15 protein-coding genes are annotated in these 17,527 nt (G+C 73.1%); 14 read left to right on the forward strand and 1 reads right to left on the reverse strand.

Annotated elements, in window-relative coordinates:
* Window positions 1-62 precede the first annotated feature (62 nt).
* From ACZ5PB_RS01050 to ACZ5PB_RS01070, 5 genes are all read left to right on the forward strand, one after another.
* A complete protein-coding gene (locus ACZ5PB_RS01050) occupies window positions 63-1,382 on the forward strand; it encodes an MFS transporter (protein WP_468686665.1) in 1,320 nt (439 codons plus the stop codon).
* A complete protein-coding gene (locus tag ACZ5PB_RS01055; protein WP_468686667.1) occupies window positions 1,369-2,667 on the forward strand; it encodes an acyltransferase family protein in 1,299 nt (432 codons plus the stop codon). Before ACZ5PB_RS01050 ends, ACZ5PB_RS01055 begins: the two co-directional genes overlap by 14 nt.
* Window positions 2,664-3,728, forward strand: coding sequence for an LLM class flavin-dependent oxidoreductase (locus tag ACZ5PB_RS01060; protein ID WP_468686669.1), 1,065 nt, complete (start codon window positions 2,664-2,666; stop codon window positions 3,726-3,728). Before ACZ5PB_RS01055 ends, ACZ5PB_RS01060 begins: the two co-directional genes overlap by 4 nt.
* A complete protein-coding gene (locus ACZ5PB_RS01065; protein ID WP_468686670.1) occupies window positions 3,725-4,495 on the forward strand; it encodes an alpha/beta hydrolase in 771 nt (256 codons plus the stop codon). The genes ACZ5PB_RS01060 and ACZ5PB_RS01065 overlap by 4 nt, the downstream gene beginning before the upstream one ends.
* A 252-nt stretch (window positions 4,496-4,747) precedes the next feature.
* Window positions 4,748-5,659 (forward strand): helix-turn-helix domain-containing protein, encoded by a 912-nt coding sequence (locus tag ACZ5PB_RS01070; RefSeq protein WP_468688217.1) that lies wholly within the window; start codon window positions 4,748-4,750, stop codon window positions 5,657-5,659.
* On the opposite strand, the gene ACZ5PB_RS01075 is transcribed toward ACZ5PB_RS01070, so the two are convergent.
* Entirely contained in the window at window positions 5,626-6,546 is a 921-nt protein-coding gene (locus tag ACZ5PB_RS01075; protein WP_468686671.1) for an alpha/beta fold hydrolase, read from the reverse strand. The genes ACZ5PB_RS01070 and ACZ5PB_RS01075 overlap by 34 nt on opposite strands.
* Before the next feature lie 240 nt (window positions 6,547-6,786).
* Here ACZ5PB_RS01075 and ACZ5PB_RS01080 point away from each other — a divergent pair, with 240 nt between their 5' ends.
* From ACZ5PB_RS01080 to ACZ5PB_RS01120, 9 genes are all read left to right on the forward strand, one after another.
* Entirely contained in the window at window positions 6,787-7,425 is a 639-nt protein-coding gene (locus tag ACZ5PB_RS01080) for a hypothetical protein (protein WP_468686672.1), read from the forward strand.
* A complete protein-coding gene (gene asnB, locus ACZ5PB_RS01085) occupies window positions 7,413-9,242 on the forward strand; it encodes an asparagine synthase (glutamine-hydrolyzing) (RefSeq protein ID WP_468686673.1) in 1,830 nt (609 codons plus the stop codon). The genes ACZ5PB_RS01080 and asnB overlap by 13 nt, the downstream gene beginning before the upstream one ends.
* The gene (locus ACZ5PB_RS01090; RefSeq protein WP_468686674.1) at window positions 9,239-9,808 is read left to right on the forward strand and encodes a flavin reductase family protein; all 570 of its coding nucleotides are present in this window, start codon (window positions 9,239-9,241) and stop codon (window positions 9,806-9,808) included. Before asnB ends, ACZ5PB_RS01090 begins: the two co-directional genes overlap by 4 nt.
* A complete protein-coding gene (locus ACZ5PB_RS01095; RefSeq protein WP_468686675.1) occupies window positions 9,805-11,286 on the forward strand; it encodes a 4-hydroxyphenylacetate 3-hydroxylase family protein in 1,482 nt (493 codons plus the stop codon). The genes ACZ5PB_RS01090 and ACZ5PB_RS01095 overlap by 4 nt, the downstream gene beginning before the upstream one ends.
* The gene (locus ACZ5PB_RS01100) at window positions 11,283-12,170 is read left to right on the forward strand and encodes a class I SAM-dependent methyltransferase (RefSeq protein ID WP_468686677.1); all 888 of its coding nucleotides are present in this window, start codon (window positions 11,283-11,285) and stop codon (window positions 12,168-12,170) included. The genes ACZ5PB_RS01095 and ACZ5PB_RS01100 overlap by 4 nt, the downstream gene beginning before the upstream one ends.
* A 96-nt stretch (window positions 12,171-12,266) precedes the next feature.
* The gene (locus ACZ5PB_RS01105) at window positions 12,267-13,919 is read left to right on the forward strand and encodes an ABC transporter substrate-binding protein (protein WP_468686678.1); all 1,653 of its coding nucleotides are present in this window, start codon (window positions 12,267-12,269) and stop codon (window positions 13,917-13,919) included.
* Window positions 13,920-13,990: 71 nt separating this feature from the next.
* Window positions 13,991-14,959, forward strand: coding sequence for an ABC transporter permease (locus ACZ5PB_RS01110; RefSeq protein ID WP_468686680.1), 969 nt, complete (start codon window positions 13,991-13,993; stop codon window positions 14,957-14,959).
* Complete coding sequence (locus ACZ5PB_RS01115; RefSeq protein ID WP_468686681.1) at window positions 14,956-15,885, forward strand: ABC transporter permease; 930 nt, start codon at window positions 14,956-14,958, stop codon at window positions 15,883-15,885. Before ACZ5PB_RS01110 ends, ACZ5PB_RS01115 begins: the two co-directional genes overlap by 4 nt.
* Entirely contained in the window at window positions 15,882-17,525 is a 1,644-nt protein-coding gene (locus tag ACZ5PB_RS01120; protein ID WP_468686684.1) for a dipeptide ABC transporter ATP-binding protein, read from the forward strand. Before ACZ5PB_RS01115 ends, ACZ5PB_RS01120 begins: the two co-directional genes overlap by 4 nt.
* Window positions 17,526-17,527: the final 2 nt, after the last annotated feature.

The raw sequence follows: 17,527 nt of genomic DNA on the forward strand, positions 1-17,527 counted from the left end.
CCTGCCGCCATCCGGCAGGGCGGACCGCCCGCTCCCCCACCCTGCCCGGCGAGAGGAACCCCGTGCCCCCCGAAACTCCCCCGTCCGTCGCTGAACGGGCGGGCACCGACACCGCCGCAGCCGGCCCCAAGGTGCCCTGGGCGGCGTACACCGGTGTCTATCTGCTGCTCTTCCTGATCGGCACCGAGACCTTCCTGGTGTCGCCGCTGCTGCCGACGATCGCGGGTTCGGTCGGGGTGTCGGTGGCCGCTGCGGCAAGCACCGTGACGGCCTACACCCTGGTGTACGCGCTGACGGCGCCCTTCCTCGGTGCGGTGTCCGACCGGTTCGGGCGGCGTCCGACGATCCTGGCCGGAACGGTCCTGTTCCTGCTCGGCAACGCGCTGGCCGCCGTCGCGGGCAATCTGACCGTGCTGGTGATCGCCCGCGTACTCGGTGCCCTGGGCGCGGCGCTGGCGGGCCCGTCGATCTGGGCGCACCTCGCGGAGACCGCGCCCGAGGCGGTGCGCGGGCGGGCGGTCGGTTACGGGATGGCGCTCTTCTCGGCGGGTCAGGTGCTCGGTGTTCCGGCCGGGAGCTTCCTGGCCGGGTGGGGCGGCTGGCGGGCCTCGTTCTGGGCGCTGACCGTGCTGACGGTGGCGGCCGTGCCGCTGGTGCTCGCGCAGACGAAGGCACCGGGCAAGAGTGCCGACAGGGCTGCCGCGCAGGCGCCGCGGGAGCCCCAACCCCTGCGGTTCGGGGCGGTGTTCTCGGTGTGGGGCGACCGCACGCTGCGGCACACCCTGATCGTGGTGTTCCTGCTCCAGGCCGCGAACCTGGGTGCGTACACCTTCCTCGGCACCGCGCTGCACGACCGGTTCGGGCTGTCCGTGAACGCGCTCGGGCTGCTCGGCATCCTGGTCGGCGCGGGCAGCGCGCTGGGCTCGCTGACCGCGGGACGGATCGGCGACCGGGCCAGGGCCAGGGGTGCGGGCGACGCCGGATGGATTCCGGTCTGGTCGCTGGTGCTGGGTGCCGGGGCCGTGCTGGCGGCCCTGGGTACGTCGTCGATCGTGGCGTACGCGGCGGTGCTGGTGTGGTTCTTCGCGAGCGGCGCGTTCGGCACGATCATCCAGACGCTGCTGATCTCGGCCCGGCCCGAACTGGGCGCGACCTCCAGTTCCTGGAACAGCGCGACGCTGTACGCGGGCACGTCCGTCGGCGTCGGAATCGCGGGCACCTTCGCGCACGCCGACACCGGAACGGCGGTGGTGGGCGGCGGACTCGCCCTGCTGGCCGGGCTGGTGGCCGTACCGCTGGTCGGGCGGCTGCGGGTGACGCGGGGCGCTGCGGCTGAGGAAGCTGTGGCTCAGGAAGGGGCCGAGGCTGATGAGCGCGTCTGAGACCCAAGTGGCGGCCACCACGGCCACCACAGCCCCCACAGCCACCCCGGCCACCCCGGTCACCACGGCCCCCACCCCCGACACCACCCGCAATCGCGCCCCCGCCCTGGACGGCCTGCGTGCCGTCGCCGCGCTCCTGGTGATCGCCCTGCACGTCGGCATCTACACCGGCCAGGTCGCTTCCAGCTGGCTCGGCATCGGCGAGGCGGGCCCGCTGGGTCCCGTCGTCTCCCGGTTCACGGTGGGCGTGCCGATCTTCTTCGTACTGTCGGGGCTCCTGCTCTACCGCCCGTACGCGAACGCCGCCCGCGACGGCGGCCAACCCCCCTTCACCGGCCGCTACTTGTGGCACCGCGTCCTGCGCATCCTGCCCGCGTACTGGCTGGTGGCGCTGGTCTCGCTCGTGTGGTTCGGCCGCGACACGCTCGGGGAGCTCTGGCCCGCGCTCCGCACCTTCCTGCTGCTGCACATCTACGAGCAGGGCCCGATCCCGCTCGGCATCACGCAGACCTGGAGCCTGGCGACGGAGGTCGCGTTCTACGCCGTACTGCCGCTGCTGGCACTCGCGCTCCATCCGCTGCTGCGGCGCGGGCGGACCGGTGCGGTGTTCGGGGTGCTGGTGGCGGTCGAGCTGGTGACCATCGGTTCGCTGGTGGCCACGCACGTACCGTCCGCCGGGGCCTATCCGCTGCCGTCGCTGTGGCTGCCGGAGTACGCGGGTTACTTCGCGGCCGGGATGGCGCTTGCCGTTCTGGCGGCGCGGCCCGGCGGACCCCCGGCGGCGGTACGTCGTCTGGTGCGGCGGCCGTGGTGGTGCTGGGGCGTGGCGCTGCTGGCGTACGTGGTGGTGTCGACGCCGGTCAGCGGGACGACGCTGCGCTACCCGTCGGTGGCCGAGGCGCTGATCGAGCACGCGCTGTACGCGGTGGTGGCGGTGGCCCTGATCGCGCCGCTCGCGCTCGGGAACGCTGCGGGCGGGCCGGCGAAGCTGCTGGCCAGGCCGGTTCCGGCGTGGCTCGGGCGGGTGTCGTACGGGCTGTTCCTGTGGCACATGGTCGTGGTCGAGGGCTGGCTGCGGATCACCGGACAGCGGGCGGGCAGCGCGGACTTCGCGGTGCTGTTCCCGGTGACGGTGCTGGGAACGGTGCTGCTGGCGGCGCTGAGCCACTACCTGGTGGAGCGGCCGCTACGGCGGTTCCGCACGGCGGGCCGCACACGAGCCGGCACCACACGAGTCACAGACGCACCCAGCGTCCGCACCGAAGAAGGAGTCGCCACCCCATGACCTCCCCCGCCCCCCTCAACTGGGGCATCAACCTCCCCCTCCCCACCCTCTCCCTCCCCGGCCACCGCCACCTCGTCGAGGCACTGCCCGATCTCGGCTACACCGACGCCTGGACCGGTGAGGGCGGCGGCATCGACGCCTTCACCCCGCTCACGGCCGCCGCCGCCTGGCAGCCGCGGCTGCGCCTCGGCACGGGAGTGGTGCCCGTCCTCACCCGGGGCCCCGGCATCCTCGCGCAGACCGCCGCCACCCTCTCCCAGCTCGCGGAGGGCCAACTCCTGCTCGGTGTCGGCGCTTCCGTCCCCGCGCACACCACCGCGCTCAACGGGGTCACCCACGACCGGCCGCTCGCCCGGGTCCGCGACACCGTGCGGTTCCTGAAGCGCGCCCTGCACGGGCTGCCCGTGGGGGACGCGTACGAGACCCTGTCGGCCCCCGGCTTCAGCCTCGGCCACACCCTGCCGCGACCGCCCAAGGTGCTGGTCGGGGCGCTGCGTCCGCGCATGCTGCGTGTGGCGTACGAGGACGGCGACGGCGCGGTGCTGAACCTGCTGACCGCCGACGACGTGCCCCGGGTCATCGCGGCGGGCACCGAGGGCCTGCCGCCCGGGAAACCGAGCGAGGAGCTGACCGGAAAGCCGACCGAGGAGCTGACCGGAAAGCCGACCGGCGGGCCGTCGGCCAAGGAGACCGTGGTCAAGCTCTTCCTCTGCCCGACTGCCGACTCCGCGTACGCGCGTGCCGCCGGGCGCGGGTTCCTCGGCTGGATCCTCAACCAGAAGCCGTACCACGCCTTCCACGAGTGGCTCGGGCGCGGTCACCAGCTCAAGGAGTCGTACGACCGCTACCAGGCGGGCGACCGGGCCGGGGCCGCCGCCGCGCTGCCTGACTCCCTCGTGGACGCGCTCTGGCTGCACGGCTCGCCCGCCGCCCTCCGCGAGCGGATCGCCGCGTATCGTCACCCGGGAGTGACGACGATCCTGCTGTGCGTCGCCCCCACCCCCGAACTGCACGCGAGTCCGCAGCAGTTGGGCCGACTGCTGGCGGAGCTGCGCGGATGAGTGTGACGAACGAGGTGCTGGGCGGGCGCCCGGCGCTGCGAGTGCAGCCCCGGCAGGGAGCGCCGCGCGGCGTCCACCTCCACTTCCACGGCGGCGGCTACCGCGTGGGCTCGCCGGAGATCGGTGTCCCCCTGGCGTCGCACCTCGCGGACCGTGTACGCGTCCAAGTGGTGCTGCCCGCCTACCGGTTGGCTCCGGTGCACCCCTTCCCCGCCGCCGTCGACGACGGACTCGCCGCCTACACCGCCCTGTTGGAGGGCGGCACGCCCGCCGACCGCGTCTCGGTCGGCGGGGACTCGGCGGGGGGCGGGCTGGCGCTGGCGGTGCTGCTGGCCGCCCAGGAGGCGGGGCTGCCCGCGCCGGTCGCCGCGATCGGGCTCTCGCCGTGGCTGGATCTGACGCTGACCGCCGGGTCGTACGACCGCTGTGCGGACACCGACCCGCTCCTGGGCCGGGGTTCGCTGGGCGCGTCGGCCGAGGCGTACCTCGCCGGGGCCGATCCGCGCCATCCGGCCGCCTCGCCCCTGTTCGCCGAGGACAAGGCGCTCGCCGGGCTGCCGCCCGTACTGCTTCAGGCCAGCCGGGACGAGGTCCTGTCCGACGACTCCGTGCGGTTCGCGGAGCGGGTCTTGGCGGCGGGCGGGGAGTGCCGCGCGGAGCTGTGGCCGGGGACGACGCACTGCTGGCAGCTGTCCGTGGCCACCTCGGCGGAGGCGGTGCGGGCGGCGGACTCTGTTGCGGAATTCCTAACACCGCGTTTCGGCTGACGGACAACTGCCGTCATTTCGGGCCGGGTTGACCGGGGCGGGGCTAGGCTGACCCCGGCGCGGCAAGGCTCGATCCGGAAGGCGGCACAGTCGATGAATTCCCGTACCCCCGCAACGAATTCCCGTATCCCCGCAACCCATTCCTCCTCCCCCGGAAATCCTGGAAACCTCGGAAATCAGTACCGGAATACCCCCGGTCAGGACGGCGACAACGAGTACGAGAACGCCGCGAATTCGGCGAATTCAAAAGAGCTGGGCGCCTTTCTGCGTGCGCATCGAGAACGCCGCGCCCCGCGCGAGGTGGGGCTGCCCGACACCGGCCGCCGCCGTACCCCCGGCCTGCGCCGCGAGGAGGTCGCCGCGCTCTCCGGGGTGGGCCTGGCCTGGTACACGTGGCTGGAGCAGGGGCGGGTCATCCCGTCCCGGAAGGTCCTGGAGGCGGTCGCCCGGACGCTGGGGCTGAACGCCGTCTCGTACCGCCACGTGCTGGCCCTGTCGGGCCTGCTGCCGCCGACGTCCGACGGGGCGGGGCACCACGAGGTGGCCTCCCGGGTGCAGACCCTGCTCGACACCTGGGAGAGCAGCCCGGCGGTGCTGCTCGACTCCCGCTTCGACATCACCGCGTGGAACGACGCGTACGCCGCCGTGTGGACCGACCCGGCCGGCATCCCGGTCGGGCGGCGCAACCTGATGTGGTGCGTGGCGGGGCATCCGGCGTTCCGCTCGACGCTGCTCGACTGGGAGCCGGTGGCCCGCGCCGTACTGGCCCACTTCCGGGGCCAGACCGCCCGCCTGGCGGACTCCGACCCGCGCACCAGAGAGGTGTACGCGACGCTGCGCGCGGACTTTCCCGAGCTGGGGCCGTGGTGGGAGTGCCAGGGCGTGGGCGATCTGACGGCGCAGCAGGTGTCGGTGCTGCTGCCGGGCAAGGGCGGCCTTGAGCTGCTGTTCTCGGCGTTCCGCCCGGTCGACGACCCGCAGGCGCTGATCCTGGTGCAGGCGCCGGTGGGCGCCGCCGACCGTGAACTGGTGGGCGAGCTGGTCCGGGAGTACCGGTCGGCGGGTTCCGCAGAGGTGGTGCGGATGCCGTGCGCGCCCAGGGAGCGCCGGGTCCCGGACCGTGACACCGGCTACGCCGTGAAGAAGGCGTGCAGCTCCGCATAGGTCTCCTCGGGTGCTTCCTCGGGCAGGAAGTGCCCGCAGTCCAGTGCCCTTCCCCGTACGTCGTCGGCCCATCGCCGCCACACGGCGAGCACCTCGTGCCGGGCCTCGACGTGCGCCCGCTTGCCCCACAGGGCGAGCAGCGGGGCCCCGATCCGCCGGCCTGCCCGCAGGTCGGCCTCGTCGTGCGCCAGGTCGGGGCCGAACATCGCCCGGTAGTCCTCGCACATCGCGTGTACGACGCCGGGGCGGGCCGCCGCCGACCGGTAGGCCTCGTACGCCTCGGGCGCGAAGAGCGCGCGGTGGGCGGCGAACAGGAACCCCTCGGGGTCGGCGGCGATCAGCCGCTCGGGCACCGGCTCCGGCTGGGCCAGCGCGAACCACCGCCACAGCTGGCGGGCGCCTTCGGCGTCGATGTCGCGCAGGGCGTCCAGCGTGGGCACCACGTCGAGGACGGCGATGCGCTCCACCCGGTCCGGGTGGTCGAGGGCGAGCCGGTAGGCACACCGGGCGCCCCGGTCGTGGCCGGCCACCCGGAACCGCTCGTGACCGAGCTCGGCCATGACACGGACCTGGTCGGCGGCCATGGCGCGCTTGCTGTACCCGGACGCCGAGCCGGTACCGGCCCCGGAATCGGCCCCGGATTCGGCCCCGGATTCGGCCCCGGATTCGGTGCGGGGCGTGCCGCTCTCCCCGTATCCGCGCAGGTCCGTGACGATGACGGTGAAGTCCTCCGCGAGGCGCGGGGCCACGGCGTGCCACATCGCGTGCGTCTGCGGGAAGCCGTGCAGCAGGAGCAGCGGCGGGCCCTGGCCCGCCCTGCGCACCCGTACGGGCACTCCGTCCGCACCCTGCACGGTCAGTGTTTCGAAGCCTTCGAACAGCGCCATGGGGTCAGCGTAAATTCCCGGACGCCGAACAGGAATTAACCTGTGGATGCTGTTATTCGCAGTCACAGGATGCGCCGTGCACGGCCTCCCGGATTTCCGTTGACGGAAGGGAATTCGGCTTCGTAGTCTGCCGATTCATTGCAGGCGGACGGAGTTTCGAATCCCCGGTTTCAGCTTCCGTGCTCCGTTTCCCGCCGCACCCCCTTCACTTTCCGCACGGTCGAAAGAGCTGAGCTGCTCATGAAGCAGAAGTACTCCACCGACATGAGCCCGTCGGAGCGTGCCGCCCTGTGGCGGCAGCGCCTCTTCGAGGCCGAAGCCGGACTGACCCGGTACCTCACCGAGACCCGGGGCGGCCGGGACATCGACGACTGGATCTCCGTACGGTCGGAGATCTTCCACGAACTCCCTTCCCAGCCGACCGAGTTCGCTTCGCCGGACGCCTGGCAGCGGGTCTTCTTCCGGGCGCAGGCCCTGATGGAGCGCTTCCTGGTGTCGCGTTACGGGCACGGCGAGCTCGCCGCCTGGGCGCGGGCCGGTGCCGAGGTCCACCGGTGGGTCGAGCCCGAGCAGGGGCACGGCGCCCTGGATCCGGTGCTGCGGATCGCCCGGCAGGCCGAGCTGTACGGGTCCGACTACCGGATCGTCGAGGACGGTCCCGACCGGGCGGTGCTGGAGATCTCGCACTGTGCGATCTGGGACTACCGAAAGAAGGCCGAGGCCAGGGGCGTGCCGCTGACGCTGGCCTCGCCCTGTGAGTACTGCGTGCACGCCACCGGCTCCAACATCGCCGCCAAGGGCTTCACCGCCCGACACGAACTCGCCGACGGGCCCGACGGCCCCGGCTGCACCTGGGAGGCCACGCAATGTGCGGAATAACCGGCTGGATCGACTGGGAGCGCGATCTGCGCACCGAGTCGGCGACACTGCGTGCCATGACGGACTCGATGGTCCGGCGCGGCCCGGACGCGGGGGACGTCTGGCTCTCCGAACGGGCCGCGTTCGGCCACCGCAGACTCGCCGTCATCGACGTCGAGGGCGGCACCCAGCCGATGGCGGTGCACGACGCGCAGGGCCGGCCGCTCGCGGTGATCACGTACAGCGGCGAGGTCTACAACTTCCGCGAGCTGCGCGCCGAACTCGCCTCCCTGGGGCACGGGTTCGTCACCCGGTCCGACACCGAGGTGGTGCTGCGCGCCCACCTTCAGTGGGGCGAGGCGGCCGTACCGAAGCTCAACGGGATGTTCGCGTACGCCGTCTGGGACGTGCGGCGCGAGGAGGTGCTGCTCGTCCGGGACAGGCTGGGCGTCAAGCCCCTGTACTGGACGTCGGACCGCGGTCACCTCCTCTTCGGGTCGGAGCCGAAGGCGGTGCTCGCCAATCCGCTGTTCCGGGCCGAGACCGACGCCGAGGGCCTGGCCGAGCTGTTCGCCGTCCCGTCCGCGCCGACCCCCGGCCGCACCGTCTTCCGGGGTCTGCGCACCGTACGGCCGGGACACACGGTCCGCTTCGCCCGGGGCGGGCCCGTCGAGCGCCCGTACTGGACCCTGGAGAGCCGCCCGCACACCGACGACCTGGACACCACCGCACACCGGGTGCGCGAGATCCTCGCCGACACGGTGGGGCGGCAACTGGTCAGTGACGTACCGCTGGGCCTGCTGCTGTCCGGCGGGCTCGACTCCAGCACCCTGACCGCGCTGGCGGCCGGGCGGGCGGGGGAAAGCGGCGAGAAGGTCTCGACGTTCTCGGTGGACTTCCCCGCCGGTGAGCGGCCCGAGAAGCTCGGCGACTGGAACCGGGACAGCGACGCCCCGTACATCCAGGAGCTGAGCGGACTGCTCGGTACCGCGCACACCTCGGTGACCGTGCCGGGCAGCGAGCTGCTCGCGCATCGCGGGATTGGCCTGGAGGCCAGGGACAGGCCCGGCTGGGGCGAGCCGGACGTCTCGCTGTACCTGCTGTTCCAGGGGGTGCGCCGGCACGTCACGGTGGCCCTGTCCGGGGAGGTCGCCGACGAGGTCTTCGGCGGCTACACGTTCTTCCACCACGACCACCCGCTGGACGCCTTCCCCTGGCTGTACGGCAAGCCGTCCCCGGCCGGCCTGTTGCGGCCCGAGGTCTCCGCGCTCGTCCGGCCGAAGGAGTACGCGGCCCAGCGGCTGAGCGACGCGCTCGGTGAAGTCCCGCTGCTGGCGGGCGAGTCGGGGGCGGAGCTGCGGGCGCGGCGGATCTCGTACCTGGCGCTGACCCGGTGGCTGCCCGCGCTGCTGGACCGCAAGGACCGGATGAGCATGGCGGCGAGCCTGGAGGTGCGGGTGCCGTTCGCGGACCACCGGCTGGTCGAGTACCTGTGGAACGTGCCGTGGGCGCTGAAGAACACCGGCGGCGTCCCCAAGGGGCTGCTGCGCCGCGCGGTCGGCGACCTGCTGCCGGACAGCGTGCTGCACCGGCCCAAGAGCGGCTACCCGGCCAGTTCGGCACCGGGGTACGGGCAGGCGCTCCGGACGGGCGTGGAGGAACTGCTGCTCCGCGACAGTCCGCTCTTCGACCTGGTCGACCGGGGCGAGGTGAAGCGCCGGCTGGACGCGGGAGAGGTGCTCCCCGGGCCGCGTGCCGCCCCGCACCCGACGGGCGGACTCGACCAGCTCCTGGCGATCGACGGCTGGCTGACCGGATACGGGGTGAGCGTGCGATGACCGCGACCAGGACCGAGCTGCCCGCGGTGACGGCGGAGGAGTACCTCGCCGCCGCCCGCACCTTCCCGACCGGAGTGACCGTCGTCGCCACCCGCTACCGGGACGACACCCCGGCGAAGACTGTGTCCGCCTTCGCCTCCCTGTCGCTGGACCCGCTCCTCGTGGGGGTGGCCATCGGCCGGGACAGCCCGATGGTGTGGGCGGCCCGGGCCTCCGGGGTCCTCTCGGTGAACGTGCTGCGCACCGACCAGCAGGACGTCGCGGACCACTTCGCCGCCCCCGCCCACCGGCGTCAACTCCCGCCGCCCGTAGAGCTGTTGCGGGAGGGGACCGGGGCTCCGGTGCTCGCGGACTGCCTGAGCTGGTTCGACTGCCGGATCGCCGCGGTCGTGCCCGGCGGCGACCACACGCTGCTGATCGGGCGGGTGGTCGCGGTGCACAGCACGCCCGGCAGACCGCTGGTCCACCACGCGGGGCGCTACCGCAGCCTCGTACCCCTGCCGGCCCCGACGCCGACGCCGACCCAGAGCCCGACCCCGATCCACCAGGGAGAACACATCCGATGACCAGTTCACTGCACTCCTCCGTCGAACCGCTCGGTGCGCTCGACGGGGACCGCTATCTGGCGAGCCTCGACGACGGGCGCAGCGTGTGGCTCGACGGCGAGGAGATCAAGAACGTCGCGGAGCACCCCGCGTTCGCCGCGCCCGTCCAGGAGATCGCCCGGCTGCTCGACCTCCAGCACGACCCGGCCCACCGCGACCTGCTCACCGTCGAGGACGAGGTGTCCGGGCTGCGTATCGGGCGCGGCTACCACCCGCCCACCACCGCCGAGGAGTTGAGGGCAGCCCGCGACAGCGCCGAGGTGTGGATGCGCGAGTCGTGGGGGCAGCACGGCCGCTCGCCCGCGTTCATGTCGTCCATCGCGGTGGGCCTGCTCGACTTCCGGCACCGCCTGGAGACCAACAGGCCCGGCTTCGGGGACCACGCGGCGGCCTACCACCGCTTCACCGCCGAACGCGACCTGCTGCTCACCCACGCGCTCGGCGATCCGCAGATCGACCGGTCCGCGACGCCCCTCGACAATCCGGACCAGGCCCTGCGCGTACTGCACGAGGACAGTGAGGGAATCGTCGTACGGGGTGCGAAGCAGCTGACGACGCTGGCGCCGTTCGCGCACGAGGTGCTGGTGTACCTGTCGGCGTCGTTCGCGCAGCGCGGCTCCGAGGAGTTCGTGGTGTGGTTCTCGCTGCCGCTGAACTCGCCGGGGCTGCGCATCCTGTGCCGGGAGCCGTTCGGCTCGCAGGCGCACGGGCACGCGCACCCGTTCGCCGGGCGGTACGACGAGCAGGACGCGATGCTCTTCTTCGACGACGTCGAGGTGCCGTGGGACCGGGTGTTCCTGCTCGGTGACGGCGCGCTGGCCCGCGAGGGACTCGGCCGGATCAACGCGTGGAGCCAGTACATCGGCCAGGTCCGCTACCGCGAGCGGCTGCGCACCCTGCTGGGCGTCGGCACGCTCCTCGCCGAGTCGATCGGTGTCGACGGGTTCCGCAACATTCAGGAGGAGCTGGGCGAACTCGCCGGGTACGCCCAGCTGTTGGACCACTTCCTCGACGCGGGCGAGGCGACCGCACACCGTACCGACAGCGGGTTCCTGGCACCGGGGCCGACTCCGGCGGCGGCCGTGTGGGCGGCCTCGGTGGCGGGCCGGGCGGTGTCGGTCGTCCGGGGCATCGGCCAGTCCGGCATCCTCATGCAGCCCACCGAGAAGGACCTGGCCGCACCGGAACTGCGTCCACTGCTCGACCGGTACATGCACGGCAAAGACATCGACGCGGAGCGCAAGTCCCGGCTGTTCAGGCTGGCCTGGGACCTGACGGCGGACAGCTTCGGCCAGCGGCAGGACCTGTACGAGTACGTGCACCGGGGAGACCTGGCGCGCAACCGGATCAACCTGCTGCGCAACCACGACCAGTCGGCGGTGCGCCGGCGCATCTCCGACCTGATCGCCGAACCGCTGACCGAAGGGCCCTCGCGATGACCGACGACACCCTGGCACCGGCCCACACCCTGGCACCGGCCGACACTCTGACCCCGGACGACGCCCTGACGCCGGGCGACATCCTGTCCCGCGCCCGCACCCTGTCCGGCTACGACGACGTGAGCCGCATCCGGCAGGCCCAGGACCACGACTGGGTCCTCGATCTCGCCCCGCCGTTCCCCTCCTCGGTGGCCGACCTGGGCTGCGGTACCGGCGCGCTGCTGGGCGCGGCGCTCGACCGGTGGCCCACGGTGGGCCGGGCGGTCGGCGTCGACGGATCCGGCCACCGGGTGCGGGAGGCCGGGACCCGGCTGGCGGGCCGGGCCGAGCTGCTGGTCGGCGATCTACTCGAACTCCCGCGCCTGGACGACCGGTTCGACGTGACGTTCATGACGTCCGTGCTGCACTGGCTGTATCCGGACGAGGACCGGGCGTTCGCCTGGATCGCCGCGCACCTCGCCCGTGGTGGCGCCTTCGTGCTGACCACCCACCATCCGGTGACGGACGCGGCCGGGTTCGGCGGCGAGGACGTGGTCGCCCGGGACGCGCTGCGGCTGCTCGGCGCCGACGACGGCCTGGCCGGGATCGTCCCGATGGGGGTGCGGGCCCGCCCCGCCGACGACGTACGGGCGCTGCTGGAGCGGCATTTCGAGATCGCCGCGTCGTACGAACGGCACGTGCCGGTGCGGGCGGAGAGCGCGGAGCGGTACCGCGACTTCCACGCGTCGACGTTCGGCACGTACTTCAGCAGGCTGCTGCCCGCGCACCGGCAGCAGGAGTTCTTCGAGGCCGCCGGTGAGGCCGCCGCCCGCAGGACCGCCGCAGACGGCGAGGTCTACGGCATCACCGTCCGCGCCTGGCGCGCGGTCCCCCGCCTCACATGACCGCCCCCCTTCCGCACACACCTCCGCACACGTCTCCGCCCCCACCGCCGCCCACACCTCCGCACCTTCCGCGCACTCCCGAACGGAGCCCGTCCCGTGCCCACCCGCAGATCCTTCCTCTACCTCACCGCAGGCGCGGCAGCCGCCGCCGGTCTCACCGCCTGCTCCACCAGCGGTAGCGGCACTGCGGGTTCGGGCTCCTCGGTTCCCAGGGACGGCGGCACGCTGACCTTCGCGACCGACGTGGAGCCGGACGTCTTCGACCCGCACGTCTCCCCCGCCGACATCGTGGGCGTCCTGATGCGCAACGTCTTCGACTCGCTGGTGGCGCAGCGCGACGACGGCACCTTCGAGCCGTGGCTGGCGAAGAAGTGGGAGGTGTCGAAGGACGGCCGGGCGTACACCTTCACCCTGCGCGAGGACGTGCGGTTCAGTGACGGCACCCCCTTCGACGCCGAGGCGGTACGGGCGAACTTCGACCACATCGTCGCGCCGGCCACCAAGTCCCAGTACGCCGCCACCCTCATCGGCCCCTACGACCGCACCGAGGTCAAGGGCCCGCACCTCGCGGTGGTGCACCTGAAGCGGCCGTACGCGCCCTTCCTGCACGCCGTCTCGACCACCTATCTCGGTTTCCACTCCCCCAAGGCGCTGCGCGAGCGGGCGGCGGAGCTGTCGGCGGGCGGGGCGGCGAGCGTGGGCACAGGGCCCTTCACCTTCACCTCGCGGGTGAAGGGCCAGAAGCTCACCTTCACCCGCAACACGGCGTACGCCTGGCCGCCCGCCTCCGCCAGGAACAAGGGCCCGGCCCATGTCGAGCGGCTGGTCGTCAGCTTCCTGCCGGAGAACGCCACCCGGGTAGGCGCCGCCACCTCCGGCCAGGCCGACATCGCCGACGCGCTGCCCGCCCACCGCATCACCGCCCTCAAGTCCCAGCCGGGGCTGACGGTGCAGAGCCACGACTCGCCCGGCATCGTCTACTCGTACTTCCTCAACACCACCCGCGCCCCCTTCGACCGGCGCGAGGCCAGGCTCGCCGTGCGGCACGCGGTGGACACCGAGGCCATCACCAAGGCGGTCTTCTCCGGCCAGTACCGGCGCGCCTGGGGACCGCTCAGCCCGTCAACCCCCGGCTACAGCAAGGGAGTCGAGAAGAGCTGGGGGTACGACCCGGCGAAGGCGAACGCACTCCTGGACGGTCTGGGCTGGCGGAGCCGCGACGCCGACGGGTACCGCACCAAGGACGGGAAGCGGTTCTCGCTGACCCTGCTGTACGTGCCCGCGTACACCAAGGCCGAGCGCAAGACGTACGACACGGCCGTGCAGGACGCGCTGAAGAAGGTCGGCATCGAGCTGGTCCTCAAGCCGCTGGACGCGGGCAGCTACACCCCGGTCCGCGACCGGGGCGACTACGACCTCATCGCGTACGCCTGGGGCGGCTCCGACCCGGACCTGCTGCGCACCGTCTTCCACTCCAGGAGCCAGCTGGCCGACGGCGGGGCCAACGGGTCGAGGCTGCACGATCCTCGTATCGACGGCTGGCTGGACGCGGCGACCTCCGAACTGGACGGCAAGCAAAGGGATTTGCTGTACGGGAAGGTGCAGGAGCGGATCGTCGCCGAGGGGTACGCGCTGCCCGCCTTCGTCTCGACCCGGCAGCTCGGGGTGCGGGGCCGGGTGCACGGGGTGACGTTCGACGCGTCGGCGTGGCCGCTGTTCCACGACGCGTGGGTGGACGGCGCGCGCTGATGGCCGGGAAGGAGGGTGCGCAGGTGCTTGCGAGGGAGGGTGCGCGGGTGCTTGCGAAGGAAGGTGCGCAGGTGCTTGCGAAGGAGGGCGCACGGGTGCCCGCGCCGCTGCGGATCGCGGGGCGGCGGCTGGGTGCCGGGGTGCTGGTGCTGTGGGGTGCGGCTTCGCTGGCCTTCGTCGCGCTGCACCTGGTGCCGGGCGACGTGGTGGACACCGTGCTGGGGCCCGGGGTGGCGGCGACGCCCGAGCTGCGGGCACGGATCGGTGCGGACTACGGGCTCGACGACCCGTGGCCGGTGCAGTACCTGCGGCAGCTCGCCGCGCTGCTCTCCGGCGACCTGGGCACCTCGTACCAGCTGGGGATGCCGGTCGCCGACGTGCTGGCCGACCAGATCGGGCCGACCGTCGAACTGGCCCTCGTCGCTTCGGTGTTGTCCTTGCTGATCGCTTTCGTGGCGGCGCTGGCGACCGCCGGACGGGGGCGGGTGGCGCGGTCGGTCGCCTCCGTCTTCGAGCTGCTCGCCGTGTCGCTGCCGTCGTACTGGCTGGGCATCCTGGGGCTGACGTTCCTCGCGTACCGCTTCCAGCTCCTCCCGGCGGCCGGTGGCGAGGGTCCGGCCGCGCTGGTGCTGCCCGCGCTGACCCTCGCGCTGCCGATCGGCGGGGTGCTGGCCCGGGTGGTGCGCCAGGAGCTGGACACGGCGCTGGGCACCCCGTTCGCGCTGACCGCTCGGGCGCGCGGCGCCACCGAGAAGGACGTACTGCTGCGGCACACGCTGCGGCATGCGGCGCTCCCGGTGGCGACGCTCTCGGGGTGGGTGGTGGGGAGTCTGCTCGGCGGGGCGGTGCTCACCGAGACGGTGTTCGCGCGGCCGGGGCTCGGACGGGTCCTGGTGACGGCGGTGACCTCGAAGGACATTCCGGTGGTGACGGCTCTGGTGCTGCTGTCGGCGGCGGCGTTCGTGGTGGTCAACCTGCTGGTGGACCTGGCGTATCTGGTGATCGATCCGCGGCTGCGGGCGGAAGGGGCGGGAGTGTGAGCGCGGTCGCGCAGGTCTTCGGCGGCGGACGGGACGGACGGGACGGCGGACGGAGCGGACATGGCGAGCGTACGGACGCCAGGGGGCGATCCTTCGGCACCGTGCTGCCCGCCGCCGTCCTGGCCCTCCTGGCGGTGGCGGCCCTCTTCCCCGGGCTGCTGGTGTCGCAGGGACCGCAGGACACGGACGTACTCGCCGCACTCCAACCCCCTTCCACGGCACACCTGTTGGGCACCGACGAGCTGGGCCGGGACGTGCTCGCCCGGCTGGTGCACGGGGCCAGGCCCTCGCTGGTCATCGGGCTCGGCGCGACCCTCTTCGCGGCGGTGGCGGGCATCCTCGTCGGGCTGCTGGCCGCGACCGGGCCGCGCTGGGCGGACCGGGTGCTGATGCGAGTGCTCGACGTCCTGCTCGCGTTCCCGGAGTTGCTGCTCGCGCTGCTGGTGGTCACGGTGGTCGGCTCCGGCACGGCGAACGTGCTGGTCGCCATCGGGGTCGCGGCGCTGCCCACGTACGCCCGTCTCGTACGCGGTCAGGCGCTCCTCGCGATCCGCTCCGGGTACGTGGAGGCGGCGGCGGTGCTCGGGGTGCCGCGCCCGCTGATCGTCCTGCGGCACGTGCTGCCGAACGTACTGGGCCCGCTCCTCGTGCTGGCCTCCATCGGCACCGGCACGGCCGTCGTCTCCGGGTCGGCGCTCAGCTTCCTGGGGCTCGGCGCGCCGCCGCCGGCCGCCGAGTGGGGGGCGATGCTCGCGGACGGCCGGGAGTTCCTGGCGACGGCGTGGTGGACGGCCACCTTCCCGGGACTGGCGATCGCTGCGGTGGTGCTCTCGGTGACGGTGCTGGGCCACCGGCTGCGCAACCGCTCCGGGGCGTCGTACGAGAACACATCGGGCGGCAGGAAGACCAAGGAGGTACGGCTGTGACACAAGCACCGACCGGGACGGCGGAGGCGGCCGAGCGGCGGGCCGGCCCCGAGGGCTCCCCGCTCGCGGAGTCGCGGCCCGCGGCGCCCCTCCTCGCGGTCGAGGACCTGCACGTCCGCTTCGGCTCTCTGCACGCCGTGCGCGGGGTGTCGCTGTCCGTGGCTCCCGGCGAATGCCTGGCCCTGGTGGGCGAGTCCGGCTCGGGCAAGAGCACCGTGGCACGCGCCCTGCTCGGCCTGGCGGGCCCCGGCGCACGCACCTCCGCCGGCACGCTGCGGCTCGACGGCCGTGACGCGACCGCCTTCACCGCCCGCGACTGGCGTACGGTGCGGGGCCGTACGGTCGCCCTCGTCGCGCAGGACGCCCTGGGCTCCCTGGACCCGCTGCGCCGGGTCGGCACGGAGGTCGCGGAGCCGATGCGGCTGCACCGTACGGCTCCGAAATCCGAGCGGGGCGCACGCGTCGTGGAACTCCTGGGCAAGGTCGGCATCCCCGACCCCGAGGCGCGCGCCGCCCAGTACCCGCACGAACTGTCCGGCGGGCTGCGGCAGCGCGCGCTCATCGCCTCCGCACTGGCCGCCTCCCCGGCCCTGTTGATCGCCGACGAGCCGACCACCGCGCTGGACGTGACGGTCCAGGCGCAGATCCTGGACCTGCTCGCCGAGGCCAAGCGGTCCGGCACCGGGCTGCTGCTGATCACCCACGACCTGACGGTGGTCGCCCGCGTCGCGGACCGCACCGCCGTACTGCGCGGCGGCGAGGTGGTGGAGACCGCCCCCACCACCGAACTGCTCACCTCGCCCCAACACCCGTACACCCGAGCCCTGTTGGAGGCCTCGCGCCTTTCCCCCGTCGCCCGCGCCCCGAAGACCGGCGCCCCCGTCCTCTCCGTGGCGGGCCTCACCAAGGCGTACGGGAGCCGCACCGCCTGCCGGGAGGTGACCTTCGAGGTGCGGGCGGGCGAGACGGTCGCCCTGGTCGGCGAGTCGGGCTCCGGCAAGAGCACCGTGGCACGGCTCGCCCTCGGACTGCTGCGGCCGGACGCGGGCGAGGTCCGCCTCGACGGCGGGCCCTGGTCCGTACTCCCCGAACGGCACCGGCGCCCGCTCCGGGACCGGATCCAGCTCATCCACCAGGACCCGCACGGCTCCTTCGACCCGCGCTGGACCGTCGCCCGCATCCTCGGCGAGGCGCTTCCCCGCGCTCTCCCCCGGCAGGGCCGCGAGAACCGCGAACGCCGCACCCGCGAGCTGCTCGAACTGGTCGGCCTCGGCCCGGAACACCTGACGCGCCGCTCCCACCAGCTCTCCGGCGGGCAGCGGCAGCGCGTCGCCATCGCCCGCGCCCTGGCACCGGGCTCGCGCCTGCTGGTGTGCGACGAGGCGGTGTCGGCACTGGACGCGTCGATCCGCAGGCAGATCCTCGATCTGCTGGACTCGCTCCAGCAACGCCTGGGCCTGGCGCTGCTGTTCATCTCCCACGACCTGTCGGTGGTACGCCGGATCAGCGACCGCGTCCTGGTGATGAAGGACGCCGAGGTGGTGGAGGAGGCGCAGGCCACCACCCTCTTCTCCGCTCCGCGTCACCCGTACACCAGGGCACTCCTTAACGCAGCCTTCACAGAGGCCCCTTGTGCCTGATC

Source organism: Streptomyces sp. NPDC032721, assembly GCF_055579625.1.

What these genes read in the sequence shown, in the direction of transcription:
- ACZ5PB_RS01100 (WP_468686677.1), top strand. Translation starts at nt 11,283, where the DNA reads ATGACCGACGACACCCTGGCACCGGCCCACACCCTGGCACCGGCCGAC.
- asnB (WP_468686673.1), top strand. Translation starts at nt 7,413, where the DNA reads ATGTGCGGAATAACCGGCTGGATCGACTGGGAGCGCGATCTGCGCACC.
- ACZ5PB_RS01060 (WP_468686669.1), top strand. Translation starts at nt 2,664, where the DNA reads ATGACCTCCCCCGCCCCCCTCAACTGGGGCATCAACCTCCCCCTCCCC.
- ACZ5PB_RS01080 (WP_468686672.1), top strand. Translation starts at nt 6,787, where the DNA reads ATGAAGCAGAAGTACTCCACCGACATGAGCCCGTCGGAGCGTGCCGCC.
- ACZ5PB_RS01090 (WP_468686674.1), top strand. Translation starts at nt 9,239, where the DNA reads ATGACCGCGACCAGGACCGAGCTGCCCGCGGTGACGGCGGAGGAGTAC.
- ACZ5PB_RS01065 (WP_468686670.1), top strand. Translation starts at nt 3,725, where the DNA reads ATGAGTGTGACGAACGAGGTGCTGGGCGGGCGCCCGGCGCTGCGAGTG.
- ACZ5PB_RS01055 (WP_468686667.1), top strand. Translation starts at nt 1,369, where the DNA reads ATGAGCGCGTCTGAGACCCAAGTGGCGGCCACCACGGCCACCACAGCC.
- ACZ5PB_RS01095 (WP_468686675.1), top strand. Translation starts at nt 9,805, where the DNA reads ATGACCAGTTCACTGCACTCCTCCGTCGAACCGCTCGGTGCGCTCGAC.
- ACZ5PB_RS01075 (WP_468686671.1), bottom strand. Translation starts at nt 6,546, where the DNA reads ATGGCGCTGTTCGAAGGCTTCGAAACACTGACCGTGCAGGGTGCGGAC.